The 22,778-nt window shown below is 60.6% G+C and carries 16 protein-coding genes; 6 read left to right on the top strand and 10 right to left on the bottom strand.

The features are described 5' to 3' along the window. Positions 1–54: 54 nt before the first annotated feature. From BR41_RS08460 to BR41_RS08450, 3 genes are all read right to left on the bottom strand, one after another. Positions 55–1,509: an OmpP1/FadL family transporter gene (locus tag BR41_RS08460; protein ID WP_035055197.1), complete on the bottom strand. Its 1,455-nt coding sequence runs from the start codon at positions 1,507–1,509 to the stop codon at positions 55–57. Positions 1,510–1,795: 286 nt separating this feature from the next. Beyond that, positions 1,796–4,252 (bottom strand): acyl-CoA dehydrogenase, encoded by a 2,457-nt coding sequence (locus BR41_RS08455; RefSeq protein WP_035055194.1) that lies wholly within the window; start codon positions 4,250–4,252, stop codon positions 1,796–1,798. 15 nt (positions 4,253–4,267) lie between these two features. Continuing rightward, positions 4,268–4,915 (bottom strand): TetR/AcrR family transcriptional regulator, encoded by a 648-nt coding sequence (locus BR41_RS08450; protein WP_035055192.1) that lies wholly within the window; start codon positions 4,913–4,915, stop codon positions 4,268–4,270. A 319-nt stretch (positions 4,916–5,234) separates the two neighbouring features. On the opposite strand from BR41_RS08450, the gene BR41_RS25120 reads away from it, so the two are divergent. From BR41_RS25120 to BR41_RS08435, 3 genes are read left to right on the top strand one after another with little or no spacing between them, the layout of a single operon-like run. After that, a complete protein-coding gene (locus BR41_RS25120) occupies positions 5,235–6,257 on the top strand; it encodes an ABC transporter substrate-binding protein (RefSeq protein ID WP_035055190.1) in 1,023 nt (340 codons plus the stop codon). A 9-nt stretch (positions 6,258–6,266) separates the two neighbouring features. Further along, positions 6,267–7,154 (top strand): ABC transporter permease, encoded by an 888-nt coding sequence (locus tag BR41_RS25115; RefSeq protein WP_051710509.1) that lies wholly within the window; start codon positions 6,267–6,269, stop codon positions 7,152–7,154. Then, complete coding sequence (locus BR41_RS08435) at positions 7,141–7,971, top strand: ATP-binding cassette domain-containing protein (RefSeq protein WP_051710507.1); 831 nt, start codon at positions 7,141–7,143, stop codon at positions 7,969–7,971. The genes BR41_RS25115 and BR41_RS08435 overlap by 14 nt, the downstream gene beginning before the upstream one ends. A 79-nt stretch (positions 7,972–8,050) precedes the next feature. Here the strand turns inward: BR41_RS08435 and BR41_RS08430 are convergent, their stop codons facing one another. After that, positions 8,051–8,269, bottom strand: a complete 219-nt coding sequence (locus BR41_RS08430) for an HP1242/YdcH family protein (protein ID WP_035055188.1) — start codon at positions 8,267–8,269, stop codon at positions 8,051–8,053. 251 nt (positions 8,270–8,520) lie between these two features. Between BR41_RS08430 and alaS the strand changes: the two genes are divergently transcribed. Further along, a complete protein-coding gene (alaS, locus tag BR41_RS08425) occupies positions 8,521–11,151 on the top strand; it encodes an alanine--tRNA ligase (protein ID WP_035055185.1) in 2,631 nt (876 codons plus the stop codon). A gap of 185 nt (positions 11,152–11,336) precedes the next feature. Here alaS and BR41_RS08420 read toward each other — a convergent pair whose 3' ends face one another. The 6 genes from BR41_RS08420 to BR41_RS22800 all read right to left on the bottom strand — a co-directional run bounded on the left by BR41_RS08420 (position 11,337) and on the right by BR41_RS22800 (position 20,122). After that, complete coding sequence (locus BR41_RS08420) at positions 11,337–13,985, bottom strand: ABC transporter permease (RefSeq protein WP_035055182.1); 2,649 nt, start codon at positions 13,983–13,985, stop codon at positions 11,337–11,339. After that, the gene (locus tag BR41_RS08415; protein ID WP_035055567.1) at positions 13,982–14,659 is read right to left on the bottom strand and encodes an ABC transporter ATP-binding protein; all 678 of its coding nucleotides are present in this window, start codon (positions 14,657–14,659) and stop codon (positions 13,982–13,984) included. The genes BR41_RS08420 and BR41_RS08415 overlap by 4 nt, the downstream gene beginning before the upstream one ends. Then, on the bottom strand, positions 14,652–15,326 hold the full coding sequence (locus tag BR41_RS08410) for an ABC transporter ATP-binding protein (protein ID WP_035055180.1): 675 nt from the start codon (positions 15,324–15,326) through the stop codon (positions 14,652–14,654). Before BR41_RS08410 ends, BR41_RS08415 begins: the two co-directional genes overlap by 8 nt. A gap of 1 nt (position 15,327) precedes the next feature. Further along, the gene (locus BR41_RS08405; RefSeq protein WP_051710505.1) at positions 15,328–15,930 is read right to left on the bottom strand and encodes a hypothetical protein; all 603 of its coding nucleotides are present in this window, start codon (positions 15,928–15,930) and stop codon (positions 15,328–15,330) included. Positions 15,931–16,045: 115 nt separating this feature from the next. After that, positions 16,046–18,025 (bottom strand): methyl-accepting chemotaxis protein, encoded by a 1,980-nt coding sequence (locus tag BR41_RS08400; RefSeq protein WP_169741272.1) that lies wholly within the window; start codon positions 18,023–18,025, stop codon positions 16,046–16,048. A gap of 375 nt (positions 18,026–18,400) precedes the next feature. Beyond that, a complete protein-coding gene (locus BR41_RS22800; RefSeq protein WP_051710504.1) occupies positions 18,401–20,122 on the bottom strand; it encodes an MASE4 domain-containing protein in 1,722 nt (573 codons plus the stop codon). Positions 20,123–20,390: 268 nt separating this feature from the next. Here BR41_RS22800 and BR41_RS08390 point away from each other — a divergent pair, with 268 nt between their 5' ends. Together BR41_RS08390 and BR41_RS24845 are read left to right on the top strand one after the other, a co-directional pair. After that, positions 20,391–21,032 (top strand): Smr/MutS family protein, encoded by a 642-nt coding sequence (locus BR41_RS08390; RefSeq protein WP_084186935.1) that lies wholly within the window; start codon positions 20,391–20,393, stop codon positions 21,030–21,032. Between the two features lie 70 nt (positions 21,033–21,102). Further along, positions 21,103–22,761, top strand: a complete 1,659-nt coding sequence (locus BR41_RS24845) for a phospholipid carrier-dependent glycosyltransferase (RefSeq protein WP_035055174.1) — start codon at positions 21,103–21,105, stop codon at positions 22,759–22,761. The last annotated feature ends 17 nt before the right edge of the window (positions 22,762–22,778 follow it).

The raw sequence follows: 22,778 nt of genomic DNA, 5'->3' as shown, positions 1-22,778 counted from the left end.
CAAAACACGAAAAAAAAGCGGGCAGCGGCTTGCCGCCCGCACCAGGTTGCTTAGTTAAAAGCGATAGTTCATCTGTATGCCCGCGATCTGGGCGTAGCTCTTGAAGTCCGCCGAGGTCGTGGTACCGCTGCCCAGGCAGCCGCTGCCGATCAGACATTCGGTGTTGTTCATGCTGGCACCCTGAATGTGGACATAGGTGTAAGCGAAGTCGACCGACATATCCTTGTTGAACGCGTAGTTGAAGCCGGTCGAGAACCAGATCCGGTTGTTATCCGGCAGGTTGGCGATGCGGAAGCGGTCGTCATCAGCCGGTGATTGGTCATACGCGATACCGAAACGCAATTTGAGCGGCGTGCTGTACTGGTAGGACAAACCGAACGAAACACGATCGGTATTGCGCCAGTTCTGCTTGATGACTGCGTCCTCAAGCTTGCCGTTGCTGAACTTCAGATCCAGCGACTGGAACTTGGAATGCCAGGTGTGCGTCCAGTCGCCGGTGACAGCGACCTTGTCGTTGATCTGCTTGAAGAAGTTGACCGCCAGCGAATCCGGCGTATCGACATCGACTGTGCCGCCACCGGTCGTGAAACCGGTTGCCGTCATGGCATTGCCAGCCAGGGTAGCAAATGCCGCATTCGCCGCCGGGCTGACGGCAGCCAGGGTCGGGTTGCTGAAGGACTGCACTTTCCAGGTGGCATCGCCGGACAGATGTTCGGAGATGCTGGAACGATAGGCCGCACCAAAACGGAGCGTATCGTCGTATTGGTACAAGGCGCCGAAGTTGAAACCAGCCGCCCAGCCATCGCCGTTGTATTCCAGCGTGCCGTCGTAATTGGTGTTGCTGATCAGGGAGGCGGCGATTTTCCCGGCATAAGGAGCCAGACCCGGATTCGCTGCGATAAAGGCCGGCAGGACTTTCTGCGCCACGATGGAACCCAGATCAGCCGCCTTGGAATACTTGGCCTTCATGTACTGCGCACTCACACCGGCACCGAGCGACAACTGATCCGTTACCTTGTAGGCGAACTGCGGATTGATCGCGACCGTTTTCAGGTCCAGGTCGATGCCGTTGTAACGGCCGGCCCATTGCGGATCGTATTTGGTGGCATCGCCAAACGGCACGAACATGCCGACGCCGACATAGGCGCGGTCATTGATCTGGTGGGCGTAATACATTTCCGGCACGACGACCGGTTCGGTCGGATTGCCGCCATCGTTGCCGGTGATCGTCAGGCCGATCGCGTTGGTGGCATGGACGTTGGAAGCCTCGATGTGCGGATCAACCACAATCAGGCCACCAGTTAAATTGTTGCCTTTGAGGTAAGTCAGGCCGGCCGGGTTGTAGAAGATCACCGATGCATCAGTGGCTTCTGCCGCGTTCGAGTTGGCCATTGCTTGCGAGCTGACGCTCTGAACCCCGAAATGGTAGCCGGACGCATACACTTGTCCTGCCACAAGAATCAGGCTTCCTGCCCCGATCAGCTGCACTGCTTGGGCGATTTTTTTCATCGTGCTCTCTCCTGGATGCAGCGTCTATTTGCTGCGAAATAATTACGTTGCGTCGATGCCAAAACAAACGACCGTATTAACCTTGGCGAGACGATCTTGTAGTGTCAAGCACTGCACTACAAGATAAGGAAAACTCTTATGCACCAGTTTGGAAAATCCGCCCGCCCTGGTGCATGAAATCGAGGCATTTCCAACAAAAAAACACAATAAAAACAACGAACTAAATACAACCCAATTTCAACTGATCCATCCATGCCGACCCGAAACGGATCGGCTAGGATTTCCCTTAAATCACAACACGATGTATGGCATCCGGATCGGCCTGCGTCAGCCCTTGATCGAAGTCATCAACCATGATCACTTCGCGTTTCAGGCGACGGGCACGCTCCACAGCGGCGAACTCCGCCTCATTAATAAAGCCCTTGGCGCGCGCTTCTTCCAGTCGTTCACGCGCGGTGATCGCCTTAAGCTTGCCTTCGCGCTGTTCGCGACGCAGCTTGCTTTCCAGACCTTCGGTCTCGATGACGGCCTTGAGTGCGTACTCCAGCACACCGACGGAATCGTTCTCGTCCTTCGAGATGTACATGAACTCGACCAGACGATCGCGGGATGCAGACGGCTCCATCAGCGAGCGGGCAATACGGGTGCCAACACGGTCTGCCGGGCCTTTCAGGTTCATGCCGAACGGGAACACCACGCGGCGCATCGCCCAGGCCAGGAAACGGTTCGGATGGTTGGCGAGGAAGCCATTCATCGCCTCTTGCACGTCATACAGTGCGGATTCAACAGCCCAACGCACCAGCGGACGGTCTTCCTTCGGCTCGCCATCGTCATGGAATTTCTTCAACGCGGCGGTCGCGATATACAGGCCGGACAGCATGTCACCCAGACGGGCAGACAGCTTTTCCTTGAACTTCAGGCTGCCACCCAGCGATGCCATGCCCATGTCGGCCAGGAAAGCGAAGGCGGAGGACAGACGCTCGATATCGCGATAGTTCTGCGCAGTCGGGCCGGATTTCGGGCTGCTGGCGAGGCGACTGTAGGTCAGGCCGAGCATGAAGCCACGCACTGCGTTGGAGATGGTGAAGCCGATATGGCCAATCACTGCGCTATCGAACTCCGCACCGTCGTTGTTCATGGCAGCACGCATTTCACGCAGCACATACGGATGGCAGCGGATCGCGCCCTGACCAAAGATGATCATCGAACGGGTGAGGATGTTCGCGCCTTCGACCGTGATCGCAACCGGAATTGCGCCGTAGCCAGTCGCCAGATAGTTGCGCGGGCCGATACACACGGCCTTACCGGCGTGCACGTCCATCGCGTCGTTGATCACCTTACGCATGCGCTCGGTGTTGTGATACTTGAGGATGCCGGACAGCACCGACGGCTTTTCGCCGGAGTCGAGCGCGGTCAGCGCCAGACGTTGTGCCGCATCCATCTGGTAGGCGTAGCCACCGATGCGACCCAGTGCTTCATCGACACCTTCGAAGCGACCAATCGAGAGGCCAAACTGGTTACGGATACGGGCATAAGCACCGGTCGTGTAGGCGGCGAGCTTGCCGGATGCGACGGACATGGCTGGCAAGGAGATGCAACGACCGACCGACAGACATTCCACCAGCATGCGCCAGCCTTGGCCGACGTAGCTTGCACCACCGATCACCCAGTCCATCGGGATGAACACGTCCTTACCCCAGTTCGGGCCATTCTGGAACGTGGCAGCGCCAGGATAGTGACGACGGCCGATGTGCACGCCTTCGTGATTGGTCGGGATCAGGGCGCAGGTAATGCCGATGTCGCCCTTCTCGCCCAGAATGTGATCCGGGTCGTACAGCTTGAAGGCCATACCAAGCACGGTCGCCACCGGGCCAAGCGTGATGTAGCGCTTTTCCCACGACAGACGAATACCCAGTACGTTTTCGTGCAGTTCGCCAGTACGCGGGTCGGTGTAGCTACCGCGGGTCACGATACCGTAGTCCGGAATGCCGCCGGCATCAGAACCGGCTTCCGGGCTGGTCAGGGCAAAGCAAGGGATATCAATGCCCTTGGCCAGACGCGGCAGGTAGTAATCTTTTTGTGCTTCGGTGCCGTAGTGCTGCAGCAATTCGCCCGGGCCGAGCGAGTTCGGCACCATCACCGTCACGGCTGCCGAACCACAGCGGGTTGCGATCTTGGTCACGACGCGAGCATGAGCGTAGTTGGAGAACTCCTTCCCGCCATACTGCTTCTTGATGATCATGCCCAGGAAGCCGTTGTCCTTGATGAACTGCCACACTTCCGGTGGCAGATCCATGATTTCCTGCGTGATCTTCCAATCATCCAGCATCGAACACAATTGTTCGGTCGGGCCGTTGATGAAGGCTTCTTCCTCGGCGGTGAGCTTGGGGGCCGGGTAGTTATGCAGCTTGTCGAAATCCGGCTTGCCGGAGAACAGATCGCGATCCCACCAGACCGTGCCGGCATCGACCGCTTCTTGCTCGGTCTGCGACATCGGCGGCGTGATCTTCTTGAAGATGCCGAACAGCGGGCTGGTGATCAGCGCGCGGCGCAGCGGTTTGAAGTTGAGGATGGCGAACACGACCGCCGTGCCGATCAGCCAGCCGATATGGCCGCCGCGCATGAAGACGCCATACGCCGCGCCAGCCAGGAACACCAGCGAGGAAAACCAAAGCGGCGCACGACAATACGCCAGAACCATCAAGGCGACGACGATCGCCACGATGCAAATGAGCAGGGTCATCTTGTATCTCCTGGATTAATTCGCGGACGGCGCAGTCAGGCCGGCAACGAGGAAGGGCATGAGATTGCGCGCGACAAGTTGCGGATCGCGTGCGTTGGTAACCGGGTGTTCCATGAACAGACGCAGCACGTTGTTGCCGGCAAAGGCACTGAACATCGCGCTGGTGAGAAAGTGAAAGCGCCAGTGCACTTCCGTTTCAGTGAGGTGGGGCAGCGCACGGCCGAGTGCACCGGCATAACGGCGCACCACTTCGCCATAACGGCGCGGCATGCTTTCTTTCAGGATCGGATGCGGCTCGACGTAGGCGCGGGCCAGCAGCTTGACGAAGACCAGACCGCCCAGTGCCGGATCAGTCCCCAATTGCAAGGCAGACTTGATGAAGGCTTGCACGACGGCGTGGACGTCCGGCGTCGCATTGTTGCGTTCCAGCTCGTCGATATTGGCGATCGTCAGCCGGGCAAACGGTTCGGTGCGACGCTCGAACACCGAGCGATACAAACCGTCTTTCGAACCGAAGTAGTAATTGACTGCAGCGATGTTCACGCCAGCCGATTGGGTGATCATGCGCATCGACGTGCCGTCGAAGCCGTGTTCGATAAACAACAACTCGGCGGCATCAAGGATGCGTACCGACGTTTCCTGGGCCTTGGCAGATTCAGCCATCACTCTCTCCTTATTGCGCACTACGAGGCAGCACGCATCGTTTTATTCAAACGTATGTTTGAAACTATATCAGCCCAATTACAAGCGTCAAGTAGGTAATGATCCGAATTGGGGCGATTGATACAAACACGCAACAAACATGCACCGGTATCGCGCAAAAACCGGCCGAAAAGCCGCCATCATGCAGGGATGGCAAACGCATATCCCATGCGGTATCCAGCGCATGGCGCTGACAAACGGTATGACAAATGCTACTAAGAAGCTGCCCGCAACCGATCTGCTGCCATTCTGATTTCCTACTGTTGCCAAGAGGTCTCCCATGTCACATCGCCCTGCCCTGTTTGCCGCGCTCCTTGCCGCTACATCGTTCCCCTTGGCCGCCGCCAGCCACGCCGCGCCGTCACCATGGTGCCAAGCCGGCAAGCCGGTGAAGCTCGCCGGTCTGAATTGGGAAAGCGGCGCACTGCTCACCGAACTGATCAAGACAGTGCTGGAGAAAGGCTACGGTTGTCAGGTCGAGCTGGTGCCGGGCAATACGGTCACACTGGAGAACGCGCTGGCCACCAACGATATCCAGGTGATTGCCGAAGAATGGGTCGGTCGCAGCGATGCCTGGAACAAGGCCGCCGCCGAGGGCAAGGTCAAACCGGTCGGCAAGGTCATCGTCGGTGCGACCGAAGGCTGGTATGTGCCGGACTACGTGATCAAGGGCGATACCAAGCGCGGCATCAAGCCCGCTGCACCACAACTCAAAACCGTGGCGGAACTGCCCAGCTATAAGCAGCTATTCAAAGATGCGGAAGAGCCGGAAAAAGGCCGCTTCCTCAATTGCCCGACCGGCTGGACCTGCGAAGGCGTCAACAGCCAGAAGCTGAAAGCCTACAAGCTGGACAGTTACGTGAACTTCCGCCCCGGCAGCGGCGCGGCGCTGGATGCGGAAATCAGCTCGTCGTATCAGCGCGGCAAACCGATCCTGTTCTATTACTGGTCCCCCACTGCGCTGATGGGTAAATACAAGTTCATCAAGCTGCAGGAGCCGGCGTACAACGAAGCCTGCTTCAAGACGCTGACGGACAAGGATCACGCCAGCCCTTGCGGCAGCGCTGCGCCGGAGGCGGTGATTCAGGTCGGCCTCTCCAAAGCCTTGTTCGACGGCGACCCGGCGCTGGTCGGCTTCCTGACCCGCTTCAACGTGCCGATCGACACCCTCAACAACGCGCTGGCGCAAATGGCCGACAACAAGACCGACGCCGCCACCCAAGCCAAAACCTTCTTTGCCAATCAAGGCAAGCTGTGGCGCGGCTGGCTGCCGGCCGATGTCGCGGCTAAGGTCGCCAAATAACGACGCCGCATGGATATCTTTCTCCCTATATCGATCAAGGCCCCGGTCAACCGCGCCGTCGAAACACTGGTCAGCCGTTTTGGCGACAGCCTGCATGTAGTCAACGATCTGTTACTACAAGGCGGGCTATTGCCCATTGAACGGCTGCTGCGCGGCACGCCAGCATGGTTGATGCTGATCCTGATTGGCCTGCTGGCATGGCACGCCACCCGCCGTCTCGCCCATGCGGCTGGCATTGTCGCCGCCTGCTACCTGATCGGTTGCTTCGGCTTGTGGGATTTGCTGATGCAAACGCTGGCGTTGGTACTGGTATCCACGGCGCTGGCAGTGCTGATCGGACTACCGACCGGCATCCTGATTTCACAATCCCGACTCGCCCGCCGACTGCTGTTACCGGTGCTCGACGTCATGCAGACCCTGCCGACCTTCGTCTACCTGATCCCGGCCGTGATGCTGTTCGGGCTGGGCAAGGTGCCGGCGATTCTCGCCACCGTGGTCTATGCCGTCTGCCCGCTGATCCGGCTGACCGAACTGGGCATCCGGCAGGTCGATCCGGAAATCACCGAAGCCGCCTGGTCATTCGGCACCACGCGCTGGCAATTGTTGGTGGGCGTGCAATTGCCGCTGGCCTTGCCCTCGATCATGGCCGGCCTCAACCAGACGGTGATGATGGCGCTGGCGATGGTCGTCATCGCCTCGATGATCGGCGCACGCGGGTTGGGTGAAGACGTGCTGGCCGGTATCCAGACACTGGATGTGGGCAAGGGGCTACAGGCAGGCATCGCCATCGTGCTGCTCGCCATCGTCATCGATCGGATCACGCAGGCCTATGGCCAATCGCAACGACTGCAAAACATGACGCGAAGCCGCGAAACGGGCGGCCATGAATCCCGTTGAAATCCCGCCACCGCCCCGGCTCGAAGCCCGCCATATCAGCAAGATCTATGGCATTGCCGCACAACGCGCATTGCAATTGCTGCGCAGCGGCGCCGACAAGGCGACCGTTCAGGCTGAAACGGGCTGCCAAGTCGGCCTGCATGACGTCTCGCTCGCCATCGCAGCCGGCCACACCCACGTGATCATGGGCTTGTCCGGCTCGGGCAAATCGACGCTGGTGCGTCATTTCAACCGGCTGATCGACCCCAGTGATGGCGACATCCTGCTCGATGGGCAAAATATTCTGTCACTCGATGCCGCCGGGCTGCGCGACTTGCGCCGCCGACGCATCAGCATGGTGTTCCAGGGCTTTGGCCTGTTGCCGCACGAGACGGTGCAAGGCAACGTCGCCTACGGACTGCTCACGCGTGGCGAAAAGAAAGCGACGGTGCTCGACAAAGCCCGGCGCTGGATCGATCGCGTCGGACTCACGGGTTATCACGATCGCCATCCGCACGAACTCTCCGGTGGCATGCGCCAGCGGGTGGGTCTGGCACGGGCACTGGCGATGGAAACGGACATTCTATTAATGGACGAACCGTTCTCGGCGCTCGATCCACTCACCCGGCGTGATATGCAGCAACTGCTTATTGATCTGCAGGCCGAGCTGCAAAAGACCATCGTCTTTATCACACACGATTTGGCGGAGGCATTCCGACTGGGGCAGCGCATCGCCATGTTGCGAGATGGCCAGTTGGTGCAAGACGCGCCGCCGGAGGAAATCCGGCACGCGCCAGCGGATGACTATGTGGCGCGGTTTGTGGCGACGTTGGGGTAGTTGCTTGCCATCGGAAGAATGATGGCGGGAGATGTGTTGGGCGGGTGCTGCAATTTTCTGCGGAACCCGCCACTCAGGCTTAAGCTGCGGGCGCTTCACGCAAGATGGCGTACAGCGAATCCTTCAAGCGGAGTTTTTCTTTCTTCAGATTCTCGATCTGGATGCTGGCCGACGGGATTTTGTCAGCCTCCAGATTTTTGATTTCCTGATCCAGTTCGTTATGCCGGTGAAACAGCTTGGCGAAATGCGCGTTCTCGGTCTTGAGCTGGGAGATACGGTCACGAAACTCTGGAAACATGGGGCCCCCTTGGCGTAGTGATGAACAAAGCGGCTGGCGCCGCCGTCTGGCCATTGTCGTTCGCTCGCCCGCAAGCGCGCCCCGACTTATTTCACAGGCGGAACAAACAAATATGTACTTCATTCAAAGATGGCCGCGGTTTTGCGCTAGCCGGCACGTAAATAGCCCCTACCTAGCCCTTGACCGCAAGGACTTCATTTCCTTGTAGAATTGGCGGTTTCGTATTCAATCCGCGCGTACCCCAAACAACCATGAAAACCGCCGAGATTCGCCAGAAATTCCTCGACTTCTTCGCCTCGAAGGGCCACCAGATCGTCGCCTCGTCGAGCCTGATCCCCGCCAACGACCCGACGCTGCTCTTCACCAACGCCGGCATGAACCAGTTCAAGGACGTGTTTCTCGGCTTCGACAAGCGCGCCTACACCCGTGCCACCACCAGCCAGAAATGCGTGCGCGCCGGCGGCAAGCACAACGATCTGGAAAACGTCGGCTACACCGCGCGGCACCATACGTTCTTCGAGATGCTCGGCAATTTCTCCTTCGGCGATTACTTCAAGGAAGACGCGATCAAATACGCGTGGGAATTCCTCACCTCGCCGTCCTGGCTGAATCTGCCCAAGGAAAAACTCTGGGTCACCGTCTACGCTACCGACGACGAAGCCTATGACATCTGGCACAAGCAAGTCGGCATCCCGGCCGAGCGCATGATCCGCATCGGCGACAACAAGGGCGCGCCGTACGCTTCGGACAACTTCTGGCAAATGGGCGACACCGGCCCGTGCGGCCCCTGCACCGAAATTTTCTACGACCACGGCGAAGGCATCTGGGGTGGCCCACCGGGGTCGCCGGAAGAGGATGGCGACCGTTACATCGAAATCTGGAACAACGTGTTCATGCAGTTCAACCGGGATGAATCCGGCACGCTGCACCCGCTGCCCAAACCCTCGGTCGATACCGGCATGGGCCTGGAGCGCGTCTCCGCTGTGTTGCAACACGTGCACGCCAACTACGAAATCGACCTGTTCGTTGACCTGCTGAAAGCCGCCGCGCGCGAAACTGGCGTTGAGTACAGCCAGGACACCCCGTCGCTCAAGGTCATCGCCGACCACATCCGTGCCTGTTCCTTCCTGATCGCCGATGGCGCGCTGCCGGCCAACGACGGCCGTGGCTACGTGCTGCGCCGGATCATCCGCCGCGCCGTCCGCCACGGTTACAAGCTCGGCCAGAAGGGTTACTTCTTCCACAAGCTGGTCGCCCCGCTGACTGAATTGATGGGCGATGCCTACCCGGAGCTGCGCCAGCGTCAGGCCGCCATCGAAGACGCACTGCGCCAGGAAGAAGAAATCTTCGGCCGCACGCTCGAAAACGGCATGGCCTTGCTAGATGAAGCGCTGGCTGGCGGCAAACAGGAACTCGATGGCGCAACCGCCTTCAAGCTGTCCGATACCTTCGGCTTCCCGATCGATCTGACCGCCGACGTCTGCCGCGAACGCAACCTGACCGTCGACATGGCCGGTTACGAAGCCGCGCTTGATGCGCAGCGCAAACAATCCAAGGCGGCCGGCCAGTTCAAGATGGCGGCCGGTCTGGCTTATGACGGCGACGCCAGCTGCTTCCACGGCTACAGCGAAACCAGCTTCGAGGCGAACGTGATCGCGCTCTACAAAGGCAGCGAGCAAGTGCAGCAGCTCAATGCCGGCGACGAAGGTGTGGTCGTGCTCGACAACACGCCGTTCTACGCCGAATCCGGCGGTCAGGTTGGCGATACCGGCGAGATTTCCGCCGCTGGTGGCGTCAACGCGCTGTTCGACGTGACCGATACGCAAAAGGTGAAGGCCGATGTATTCGGCCACCAAGGCAAGCTGGCACGCGGCTCGCTGAAAGTCGGCGATGCCGTTACTGCCACCATCGACCTGCATCAGCGCAATGCCACCCAGCGCAACCACTCAGCCACGCACTTGCTGCACGCTGCGCTGCGCGAAGTGTTGGGCAAGCACGTCGAGCAAAAGGGTTCGCTGGTCAACGCCGAACGTACCCGTTTCGACTTCAGCCACCCCAAGCCGGTCACCAGCGAAGAACTCGCCAAGATCGAAGCCATGGTCAACCACGTGGTGATGCAGAACTACGCGGTCGACGTCGGCCTGATGAGCTACGACGACGCCATCAAGGCCGGCGCGATGGCCCTGTTTGGCGAGAAGTACGGCGATGAAGTGCGCGTGCTGAAGATGGGCGACTTCTCCACCGAACTGTGCGGCGGCACGCACGTGCACCGCACCGGCGACATCGGCTTCTTCAAGATCGTGGCCGAAGGCGGCGTTGCCGCTGGCGTGCGCCGCGTGGAAGCCGTCACCGGCGAAGGCGCGCTGGCCGTGGTGCAAGCGCAAGAAGCCGAACTCAAGGCTGCCGCTGGCATTGCACAGGCACAGCCGGGTGAGTTGCTCGTGAAGCTGGAAAAGATTCAGGACAACGCCAAGGCGCTGGAAAAAGAACTGGCCAAGCTGAAGGGCCAGCTCGCTGCCAGCAAGGGTGACGAGCTGGTGAACAACGCCATCGTCATCGGCAACGCCAAGGTGCTCGCCGCCGAGCTGCCGGGCGCAGACAGCAACGCGCTACGTGAAACCATGGACAAGCTGAAAGACAAGCTCGGCTCTGCCGCCATCGTGCTGGCGGCCGTAGCCGACGGCAAGGTGTCCTTGGTGGCAGGTGTCACCGCTGATCTGACTGGCAAGGTGAAGGCTGGCGAACTGGTCAACTTCGTCGCACAACAAGTCGGCGGCAAGGGCGGCGGTCGACCGGATATGGCGCAAGCCGGTGGTACGCAACCGGAAAACCTCGCCACAGCGCTGGCTGGCGTGCAGGGTTGGGTGGCTGGCAAGCTGTAAACGCGCTTCCCTGCCAAGTAAAAAGCGCCGTTCTCCCCTCAAGGAGAACGGCGCTTTTTTTGGGGTTGAACCCCTTGCAGGAGCGAGCTTACTCGCGACTAGCACTGCATCATTCACCATTGCCATCGCGAGCAAGCTCGCTCCTACAGATCTCCGCTTCGAAAACTGGCCGTTTTTCACGACGCCTAGATTTCACGCATCCGCTGCACCGCGGGCACACCGGTTTCCCGCAACGCCCCGATCACGGCAGCGACCACGGAAAGCAGCGCCACGCCGATCAAGGCCAGCAAATAGAACCACGGCACGCTGATCAACTCCGGCGGCGGGTCGAACACGCCGGTCAGCAGTTTGACCAGCATCCACGCTAAGCCAAAACCGGTCAGCATGCCGACCAGCGCCCCCACGATGAACAGCAACAACGCCTCGCTCCACAAGAAAACACCCAACTGGCGCGGCTTTGCGCCCAACGCGGAGAGAATGGCGAAGGTGCGCCGCCGATCAGCCAGCCCCAGCGCCAGAATCAGTCCGGTGGCCCCAGCCACCATCAGCACCGCGAATCCCAGTTCCAGCCTAGCCAGGCCGCCCAGATCGATAGCGGTCAGGCTGGAGCCGATCAGATGCTGGGCCTGCCCGATATCAGTGACTTTGATTCCAGGCCAAGCTGCCGTCGCCAGCTTGGCCGCAACGGCAACCCGCGCCGGCGCGGCGGACGTTTGCAACAACACGATTTCCGCCCCCGCTGCGCCAGTTTGCTCACTGACATACGCAGCATTGGCGACCAGGAAAGAATCATGCGGCGCAGTGGGAAACTCGCGCGCAATGCCGATATAGTGGAACAGGATGCTGTGATACTGGTGATCGCGCGCATTTTGCAGCCGCAGGTTCAGCGCATCGCCTAGCTGCAACTGGAAGTCCTTGGCGGTTTCTTCCGATACCAGTACCCCATCCGGCGTACGCGCCAGCAGCGCCAGCGTCCGTGTTGCATCGCCGCCGGCGAAATAGGCATCCGACATTCGCGTGGCCTCGCCGATATGGCGTGCATCGATGCCATACAGATCCTGCAAATCATTGCCAACGTAGGCAAAGCGATGCTGCATCGGCTGCGCCGCCATCACGCCGGGCAAGGCACGCAGCGTTTGAAGTGCGGCGGATGCAGGCGCTTGTGCGGTCCCCGTCACCGTCACATCCGCGCCATTGGTCAACGCCGCATCGACCAGCGTTTGCGCGTGATAGGTGGTGTTGAAAATCGCCGTCGACGTGGCAAAGGCGAAACCCAGCGCCACCAAGGCGATGCCTTGGGTGATGCGGCGACGCTGGCGGCTGATGGCAGCCGCGACGATGCCGGCCAGCGGGCCAGCCAGTGGCCGCAACACGCGGGCCAGCTGGTCACGACCAAGGCCCAGACCGATCAGGCACAAGCGGGTAGTCAGCAGGCCGGCACCCAGCCACAGCAACACCGGGGCCAGAAACGCGATGTAATCGACCGACGATGACGGCGTGCCTTCCGGGGCCAGCACGACTTGATAGCCAGTGCTCCACGTCCGCCAAAAGACAATGGCCGACAGCCCCAGGCAGATGAAATCAAGCCCGACGCGTTGCCAGAGCCGGGCGCGCTCCTGCCCCAGCGCCATGCGGGCATCCTTGACCGTGGTCAGCGTCAAATTGCGCCACGCCGTGATGAGAATGGCAGCTTGGGCCAACAGCACGCCCGCCAACGCCGCACCGGCGACCCAGACTGCAGCAGAGCCAGCAAAAATCGTCGTCTGCAGTAGCATCGACGAGATGAGCGCCGCCAGCCCTACTCCAATCGCTGCTCCACCAACACCCACGACACCCGCCTCCACCGCCGCCAACTGCATGATCTGCGACCGCGACGCGCCACGAATCCGCAACAAGGCTTGATCGCGCCGCCGCCGATCACCGCCCGATGCTGCCACCGCAATCGTCAAAAAGGCCGCCAGCAAGCAGCCGGGCGCGCTGAGGAACAGGAACAGTACCCGCGCATACAGCGCATCACCCCGCACGGCATCCAGCCGTGCGGCGAGGTTGTCCGCAATTACGCCGTTGCCGGCAATGCGTGCCTCAAGATTGCGCGCCGCCCCCTGCACCGCTACAAACGCCGCCTCGGGATCATTCGGTAGTCGGTCGTGTGCCAGACCGGCATGCAGCTGCATTCGCACCGAGTCAGGGCGGGCAACGGCTTGCGGATCAAACAGGCCGTGCCAAGTACTCAGAGGCAACAGCAACACATTGTCCGGCGGTGCTTGCGGCGCAGCGCCGGGCGGTACGCCAACAGCCTGGAACAGCGAATCGGCATTGGGCAAATCGACGATGCCGGCGACTTTCACTTCGGCGGACGGCAGACCAGGGCGATGGATTTGTACGCTGTCACCCATGCCCACGTGCAGATTTGCCGCTGTTTGCTGCGCGACCAGCACGCCATCAAGATTGCCGACCAGACTCCGTAGCTGCTCAGGAAAGTCCAGTCGATATTGGGCATCCACACCAAGCACTTTGCCTGGGCCGGTGGTTTGCACCGTGCCGCCGGTATGCGCCTCAAACCCGTCGACATCGGCATAGCCCACGGTCTGTTGCTTCGACACGCCAGGCGCAAGCACCTTGGCGATGTCGGGCAACGATGCGCCAGCCGCGATCTGCACCTGCCAATCAACCGGCACGCTCCCAATGGCGCGATGGGTCATCGATGCCGCGCTTTGGGTCAGGAACGCGCCAAGCGCAGCCAGCAGCGCAACCGAGAGCGCGATGCCCGTCATCATGCCGACCAGACGTCCTTGGCGTTCCCGAATCAAACCGCCGAGCCACAGCCAGATCATGCCACCACCTCTCTTTGCCCGTCGGCAAGCAGGCGGCCATGATCCATTCGCCAGATCATCGTCATGCGTTCGGCAACGGCGGGATCGTGCGTGGCGATCACCAGTGCGGTTTCAGTGCCGGCCAGATGCTGCAATAACGCATCCAGCAAGGCTTGCCCGGTGACGCGATCCAGCTGCCCGGTCGGCTCGTCAGCCAGAATCAGCTGGGGCTGGCCGACAATCGCCCGCGCCATCGCCACGCATTGCATTTGGCCACCGGAGAGCGTTTCCGGCAGCTTGTCCGCCAGATGGGTCAGGCCGAACGTTGCCAATGCAGCCGTCACCGCTGCATCGGTATCCACCACTGCGCCGCTCATCAACAAGGGCAAGGCCACATTTTCGGCAACGGTGAGCGGCTCCAGCAGGCTCGGTGCCTGAAAAACGAGCGCGATCTTTGCCGGCAACAACGATTCAGCAGCACCCAAGGCGGGCCAGAGCAGGCTGCCGCTGTCGGGCCGATCAAGCCCGGCCATCAGGTGCAGCAAGGTCGATTTGCCGCTGCCGGAGCGCCCCATCAGTGCCATGCGATCCTTGGGTTGCAGCTGGAACGTCGCCTCGACCACTGCCGCGACGGTAGCGCTGCCTTGTCGATAAGCGCGGCCAACATCCGTCGCCTGAATGAGCGCATCAGCCATCAGCGAGGCGTCCATCCTGAATCCGGATCAGGCGATCCGCCTGCGCCGCCAGCGCCGGACTATGCGTGGCGATCAGCATTGCGCCCCCGGCACGGCGTCGCGCTAGCAGATGTTCCAGAATGCGGGCTTCTGTCGCGGTGTCGACTTCGGCGGTCGGCTCATCCGCCAGCAGCACATCGGGATTGGTCGACAAGGCTACCGCCAGACCGGCCCGCGCGGCCTCGCCGCCCGATAGCTGCGGCAAGCCGGCATGGCGATGCGCGGTGAGGTCCATATCGTCCAGCAGCTGATCTATCCGTTTTTGACCGGATTCAGAGCCGGATTTCCCTGCCAGTTTTAGCTGCAGACGCAGATTGCCTTCCAGCGAGAGGTGTTCAAACAGATTGCCGGCTTGCATCAATATGCCGATATGCCGGGCCCGCACAGATGCCCGCTCTGCCTCCGTGCGACGCGACAAGCGCTGGCCCATCACTTCGACATGGCCGCCGTCAGGCTCGTCGAGGCCCGCCAGACAGGCCAACAGTGTGGATTTGCCGCTGCCGGATGGCCCCATCACGGCCACCAGTTCGCCCGCCTGCAGCGTTAGCGAGACGCCCCGCAATGCCGCCGTCTCGGCATCGCCGCTGTGATAGAAGCGGTACAGCTCAAAGGCGGCCAGGGGCAACATCTCAATCCCACCGGAATGCGTTCGCCATCAGCAACCATTGATCGGCGTTGTCTGCGCCCAACGGAGCGGACATATCCAGCGTCGCGACCTTGCCGCCGTGATAGAACAGGTAACGATGGTGCTCCAGCCGCAACTGCTTGCTGGTCACCGGATTGGGTGCGGAATTCGAGGTGTAGGCGATCAGGATGGCGGTGCCGGCCTGGCGCTTCACGCTCTTGATGGCGGTGATCTTGACGGCCCGGCCAGTCTTGGCCAGCGCGGCGGCTTCGTTGGCGGTCACCGACGCCACGGTGGGTGCGCTGGCCGCCGGGCTAACCGCCAGATCGATGAGGTTGAACTTGTCCGCAAAGCCGACTCCGTCCGGCCGATCCGTGCGTGCCCAGCCTTCCGGCACTTTCAGCGAGAAGCCCAGCGGGGATTTGTAAGTGACGAAGACTTGCGAATCCGGGATATCGCCCGGCGGATTTTTTTCCGCTGGCGCGGCTTGTTCCGCCGCCTGCACGGGCGGCACTGCAATCGATGCAGCTCCGATCAGCGCTGCCAGCATGAGGTAGAAGATGAATGGCGCACGTTTGCCGGCTGCGCCCTGCGGGATGCGTTTCATATAAATCCCTTTCCGCGCGCTATGAGCAACGCGGCGGATCAGGCCAAGGTATGACCCATCAACGCATTATCGCCAACCAGAGTTAGCTGCGACTTATGCAGCCCATCAAGGCAGGTCAATGCAGACGGAACCGCGCCACCCCGTTGCGCATCTCCATCGCCAGCGATTGCAATGACCGGGCGGCCTGGGCCGAACTCTGTGCGGAGGAACTGTTCTCGTCCGACATCTGCGCGATGCGCTCGACGTTGATGGCGATCTGGTTGCTGGCGGTCATCTGCTCGTGCAATGCCACGCTGATCACATCGATAGCCGATTCAACATCGGCGGCGCTGAGCGAAATCTTCTCGATGGCCTCGGCCGCCTGATTGGCCAGATTGACGCCCCCATCCACCGTGACCACCGCCCCGTTCATGCCGGCCACCGCATCGGCGGTCATCTCCTGAATGCGCTTGATCATGTCGCCGATTTCACGGGTTGCGCCGTTGGTGCGCTCTGCCAGCTTGCGCACTTCGTCGGCCACCACGGCAAAGCCTCGCCCCTGCTCGCCCGCCCGGGCGGCTTCGATCGCCGCGTTGAGCGCCAGCAGATTGGTCTGCTCGGCCACATCCCGAATCACCGAGACAATGCCGGAAATGCGTTGTGACTGTTCTCCCAGATCCGAAATCATCGCGGCAGTGGCGCGAATCTGGTCGGCGACGCCGCGAATGCTGGTTGCCGCGCCCTGAATCACCTTGGTGCCTTCGACCGACAACTCTTCCGCCGAGGCCGATGCGTGCTGTGCCTCACCCGCGTTATTGGTGACATGGCCGATGCTCACGGTCAGCTGCTCCACCGCTGCCGCCATCGATGCCGAAGCCTCACCCTGCTGGCTGGATGCCGCAGACACCTGGTTCGAGCCGGCCGCCATCTCGGTGGCCGCCTGGGCGACATCGTCGGCATTGCGTAGCGTGGCACCGATGGTCTCCCGCAGGGCAACCTGCATCGCGATCAAGGCGCTCAACATCTGGCCTGTTTCGCTGCGCCCTTCGCCCACGATGCGCGTGCTCAGATCCCCTTGCGCCACCGCCTGCACCGCCTTGAGCGCATGCTGCACCGGCGTCAGGATGCTCGCAGCGATCACCCAGCCGACCAAGGCCGCGATGACGGCAATCAACATCACCCCACCCGTCAGCAGGTTGCGCGTGGTGCGTTGGGTGCTGATGCGCTTGGCGATCAGCATCTCCAACTGCCCCATGGCCACGTCGATGACCTTGAACTGGGAATCGATCGATCGGGTGAAGAATGCGATGTAATCCGGTGCCGGATAATCCGGCTGCTCGGCCAGCGCGACCTTGCCATTGCCAAGCGCGGCGGCATCCTTGGCGTTCTTGGTCGCATCTGCCAGCAAGGCATCGAGCTTGTCTTTCAAGGACGCATTCGCGGCAATGGCCTTGCCGAAGGTGCTGGCCATCTGATCATTCACGCTGACAGACTGGGCGATCAATCCGCTCATGAGCGCCCGCGAATTGGCATCGATCTGTTTGGTCGCGAGGATGCTGGCCCCCTTGGCGCGCGTTTCGCCCAGTGCCTCTGCCAATGCCGGCGTATCAAAATAAACCGCGCGCATCAGGTAATAGGTGTCGGCATCCGGGTCGAGCGACAGGCCGGACATATCGGCGATTTGCTCAATGAATTTGAGGATCGAGATGCACAGCGCAGTGTGCTTGTTGTAACTCTCCAGCACCGACACCGAATGGCCGGTGACGCCGCCTTCCAGTGCGGCCCAATCGCTGTGCAATTGCGTCAATTGCGCCTTGGTCGTGGCATCGGCGTCTTTCAATTGCGCTTCGAGCGACTTGAGGGTTTCATCTGCTTCGGCCTGCTTGGCCTGACGTTTATCCGCCAATTGGTTCGCGCCTAGAAAGGCGGCGGATAAACCTCGGTGCTGCTGAACTTGTTGCAGGAATTGCAACGCGGCCTTGCCAGAACCAATCCCGCTCTGTTCGATCACCGAAGCATCGATGCCGACGTTGGTATCGCGGATATAGAGATAGAGCGGCGGCCCGACCAGCAAAGCACCCAGCACGCCCAAAATGGCAAACTTCTGCCAGAGCATCAAACGTCCAAGCAAACTCGCCAACATGATGGTCTCCTACCGGCGGACGACCCGATGATGGCCGTCGTAACGTGTTCCCCCGGAAGGCTCAAGCTGTCGAATCATCGCGATGGGATATCACCCTGCAACAACCCCAATGACCGCAGACTCAACATCTTTCCAAATGTGAAAGCAAAACTTGGCGCACTTCCTCTTCTTCAAGTATTAGTTCATCACGACCAAAACACATATACATCAAGCAACTGACAGTCCGAATTGCACGACCGTCTGTCGAAAATGCATTCCTAACTAGAAAGGAAATATCAACGTTTTTTTGCAATTTCGTGATGAATTCAGGATGGAGCTGACAATTAACTGGCATAGGCTTGATACGAATCAATTGTTTTCTTGACCCGATGCATTCGACTTTGATGCCACCCCATCCACGGTTCCGGCTGCAGACAGGGTGAAATAGAACGTAGCCCCCTCTCCCACCTTGGCATCCGCCCAAATCCGGCCGCCGTGACTATTGATAATGCGCTGCACGATTGCCAGCCCAACGCCGGTTCCTTCGAATTCGGTATTGCTGTGCAGCCGTTGGAATACGCCGAACAAGCGCTCGGCATAACGCATATCGAAACCCGCACCGTTGTCTTTCACGTAGTAAATCGTCGGGGCATCGCCACCGTCCTCGCGACCGATTTCAATCACGGCCGGCGTTTTATCGCGCGTGAACTTGATGGCATTGCTGATCAGATTCACCAGCACCTGTTTGAACAAGGACGGATCGATTTGCGCCGAACCCAATGCACCGACCATGAACTCGATCACGCGCTCGGGTTGGCTGGTGCGCAAACCATCGAAGATCTGGCTCACGAAGTCAGACAAATCCACCGGTTGCCGGCGTAGCGGTTGGCGGCCCAGGCGGGAATACGCGAGCAGATCGTCGATCAGTTGGCCCATTTGCTTGCAGTTGGCCACCACCACACCCAACAAACGCTTGCCCTCGTCATCCAGCTGTTCGCTGTAGCCACGCGCCAGCATTTTCGAGAAGCCATCGATCGCCCGCAGCGGCGCGCGCAAATCGTGCGATACCGAATAAGAGAACGACTCCAGATCACGGTTTGCGGCCTCCAGCTCGGCCGACTTGTGCCGCTCGCTGGCATGCGCTTCAGCCAGGCGCGCGTAGAGCAAACCGTTTTCCAACAGCAACACCGCCAGCACGAAACTGGACGCCAACAAGCCGTAGATGCGCCCGACGTAGAAGCCCAGATCGAAGCGCCCGGCATTGAGCACGGCCGAGAGCGCGATATCGCACATCCATGCGCACATCACCACCATCAGCCACAAATCGAGTACCGAATGCGGCCGGCGTCGCCACAGGAAGATCAGGGCCAGCATGCTCAACGCCCACACACTGGACACCACGCCGATCATCGTCGACGTGTAGTGGTTGCCTTGCATGATATTGGGCAGCAGGCTTTGGCCGGTTGTGGTCAGCTGCACAAAACCACAAACCGCCGCCAACACCGCGCCGACGCAGCAAACAACCGTCAGTGCTGGCCTGCCGCTCAAGCGGAGCGATGCGCGAACGCCGTCGGTGAGCTGTACATACGCAATGACGAAGAGCGGGAACCCGCCGTGCCAGAACATATACAGCCAAGCCGTGCTCTGCGGCCCCGCCCCAAGCAAACCGGTCGGCGCGAACAGGCCGGGAAAGGTCAACGCATGCGCCACCGCCACAAAAGCGGTGAACAGATAGCCCACCGCCAGCACCAGCAACGCACGGGAGCGCAAGATGCCGAACTGGCCAAACAGCAAGATCGCGGTGATCAAGTCGTTGATGACCAGGGCCGATTCATAGATCGGGATAAACGCCGGCACCTTGACCAGCGGCACCTTCGCGAACGGCGCAGCCACCAGAAAGACCAGAATCGATACCGCGACCACACCCCAGGCCAGCCGACGCTGCCACACGGTCGCGACCAAGGTCGAGATGAACACATCGCTGGTCTCGCCACTGCCTGCCATGCTGCCTCCCGGCGCGGAATCGGACACCGCAGCCCCGCTGAACAAACGAGCCAATGATCGAAATGCGCCGCCCAAGTCCAGCACCATGCAGTTCCCCTCGTTATGGCCGATCTGGTGAATTGATGAATGTATTGATGAAGTATAGGTAACACAGTCCAATGGCATAAGCCTGCACCAGGCCATCTGAACCAAACAGCCTGAACCAAGGGGGGCTGTTTACGACCAGCGATCAAGTCGGTACCTACCCCGGCACCACGAATTCAGCCGGCATCACCCGCATTTCGGTAAAGTGAGCCCATCCGCCCGAGCCCCATCTGCCAATCCAACGGGCACTGCCTTTTCCCACGCACCGATCATGAAAAAGCCCGACAAGTCGAGCCCGTTCTATCACCAGCTCAAACCGCTGCAAAAAGCGCTCAGCGCCCCCAAGGCCAAGCCTGCGCCGGCCGTCGTTGCCGCTCCGCCGCCATTGAGCGACCACGAACTCTTCATGCTGGCCGCTGCGGGCTCCCGACCGATCGTGCACGACCGCCACCAGCACGCCCTGCCCCGCCCCAGCCCGTGGCCCTTGCAACGTTGGCATGACGAAGCGCAGGTGATGGCCGACGCCATGAGCGATTTCTGGCCGTGGGACGAACTGGAAACCGGCGAAGAGCTGCTCTACCTCCGCCCCGGCATGAAGCTGGATACGCTCAAGAAGCTGCGGCGCGGCCAGTGGGTAGTACAAGCGGGGCTGGATCTGCATGGGCATTCCATCGATACCGCCCGGCTGGCCGTGGCCGAATTCCTGCATGACTGCCGCCTGCGCAACCAGCGCTGCGTGCGCATCATCCACGGCAAGGGCCTGGGTTCGAAGAACAAGGAGCCCGTGTTGAAACTCAAGCTGAAGAACTGGCTGGCGCAACGCGATGAAGTGCTGGCATTTGCGCAGGCCCGTTCGGTGGATGGCGGTAGTGGCGCGGTGCTGGTGCTATTGAAAGGCTGGCGGGAAAAGTAGCCAAAGTGCATGCGCGGCGATCACGCTGGCATACGGTACAATTCCGCACTTCGATGTTTTCCGGCATGCCATGTCCTCCATCGCCTCTTCCCGCTGGGCCAAATGGCTCGCGCTCGTCCTGTTTGCCGTGCTCTGGTTCGGCACTGCGGGCTACCGCAAATTGATTTCGCCGGACGAAGGCCGCTATGCCGAGATCGCCCGCGAAATGGTCGTCAGCGGCGACTGGCTCACCCCCCGCCTCAATGGCGTCAAATATTTCGAGAAACCGGCGCTGCAATACTGGGCGACGGCAACCAGTTTCGAGGTCCTGGGCGAATCCGAATTCGCCGCACGTCTCTGGCCGACACTGACTGGCTTCCTGGGCGTGCTGGCGCTGTTCTACACAGCGCGGCGGCTGTATCGCAAAGAGCCGGACGGCGAAGCCATCGCCTGGGGCGCAGCGGCCCTGCTTGGCAGCTGTGCGTGGTGGATCGGCAACGGCCACTTCCTCACGCTCGACATGGGCGTATCCGCCTTCCTCACCTTCGCCCTATGCGGCTTCCTGTGGGCGCAGCAAGACAGCGCCACCGCACGCGAGAACCGCAACGGCATGCTCGCCGCCTGGGCCGCGATGGCGCTGGCGGTGCTCTCCAAGGGCCTGATCGGCTTGATCATTCCCGGCGCGATCCTGGTGGTGTACACGCTCTGGACGCGTGACTGGCGCTTGTGGACGCGTCTGCATCTGGGCAAGGGCCTGCTGCTGTTCTTCGCCATCAGTGCGCCGTGGTTCGTGCTGGTCTCCAAGGCCAACCCGGAATTCGCGCACTTCTTCTTCATCCATGAGCATTTCGAGCGTTTCCTCACCACCGAGCACAATCGCACCGGTGGCTGGTACTACTTCATCCCGATCCTGATCGCCGGCTTCCTGCCGTGGACGGCCTTGCTACCCGGCGTATTCATTCAGGGCTGGCAGAAAGACGTGCGCCACAATTTCCAGATCAACCGCTTTCTGCTGGTCTGGGCGGCGTTCGTGTTCCTGTTCTTCTCCAAATCCGGCTCCAAGCTGCCGTCCTACATTCTGCCGATGTTCCCGGCACTGGCATTGCTCGGCGCGCAATTGCTACCGCGTCTGGGCAAAAAGACCAGCTGGGCGTTGGTGGGCACGATGTTGGTATTTGGCTTGGCATTGCTGATTGCCGTGCCGTGGATCAGCAGCCAGGCCGGCGAATCCGGCCCACCTGCCGAAGAAGCCGCTTATGGCGTCTGGCTGATTGCCACCGGCGTTGCGCTGCTGCTGACCGGTGGCATCGCGGCGTGGTTGCAGTGGAAAGAACGGCGCTTCGCCATGATCGCCACACTGGTCGTTGGCGGATTGTTCGTCGGCCAGATCCCGATGCTGGGCCACAACGTCTATGCCGGCCGCAAATCCGCCGCCGCGCTGGCGCAAGCCGTCACACCGCAATTGAAGCCGAACAGCACGCTGTATGTGTTGCGCAGCTATGACCAGACGCTACCGTTCTACCTGAAACGCAAATTGCAATTCGTCGAATACGTTGATGAATTCGATCTCGGCCAGAAAGTGGAACCGGATAAATTGATCGACCTTGATACCTTCCTGCAGCGCTGGCGCGATGAAGCCGCGCCGGTCGCTGTCGTCAGCACGCCGATGTACGACGATTTGAAAGCGCGTGGCCTGATCATGCAGATTCTGTACAGCGACCCCGGCCGCGCCGTCGTCGCCAAGCCCTAAGCCCCGAAGCAACAAGG

This window comes from Andreprevotia chitinilytica DSM 18519 (genome assembly GCF_000711875.1).
GTDB lineage: Bacteria > Pseudomonadota > Gammaproteobacteria > Burkholderiales > Chitinibacteraceae > Andreprevotia > Andreprevotia chitinilytica.
This window is presented reverse-complemented; position numbering and strand designations above follow the sequence as displayed.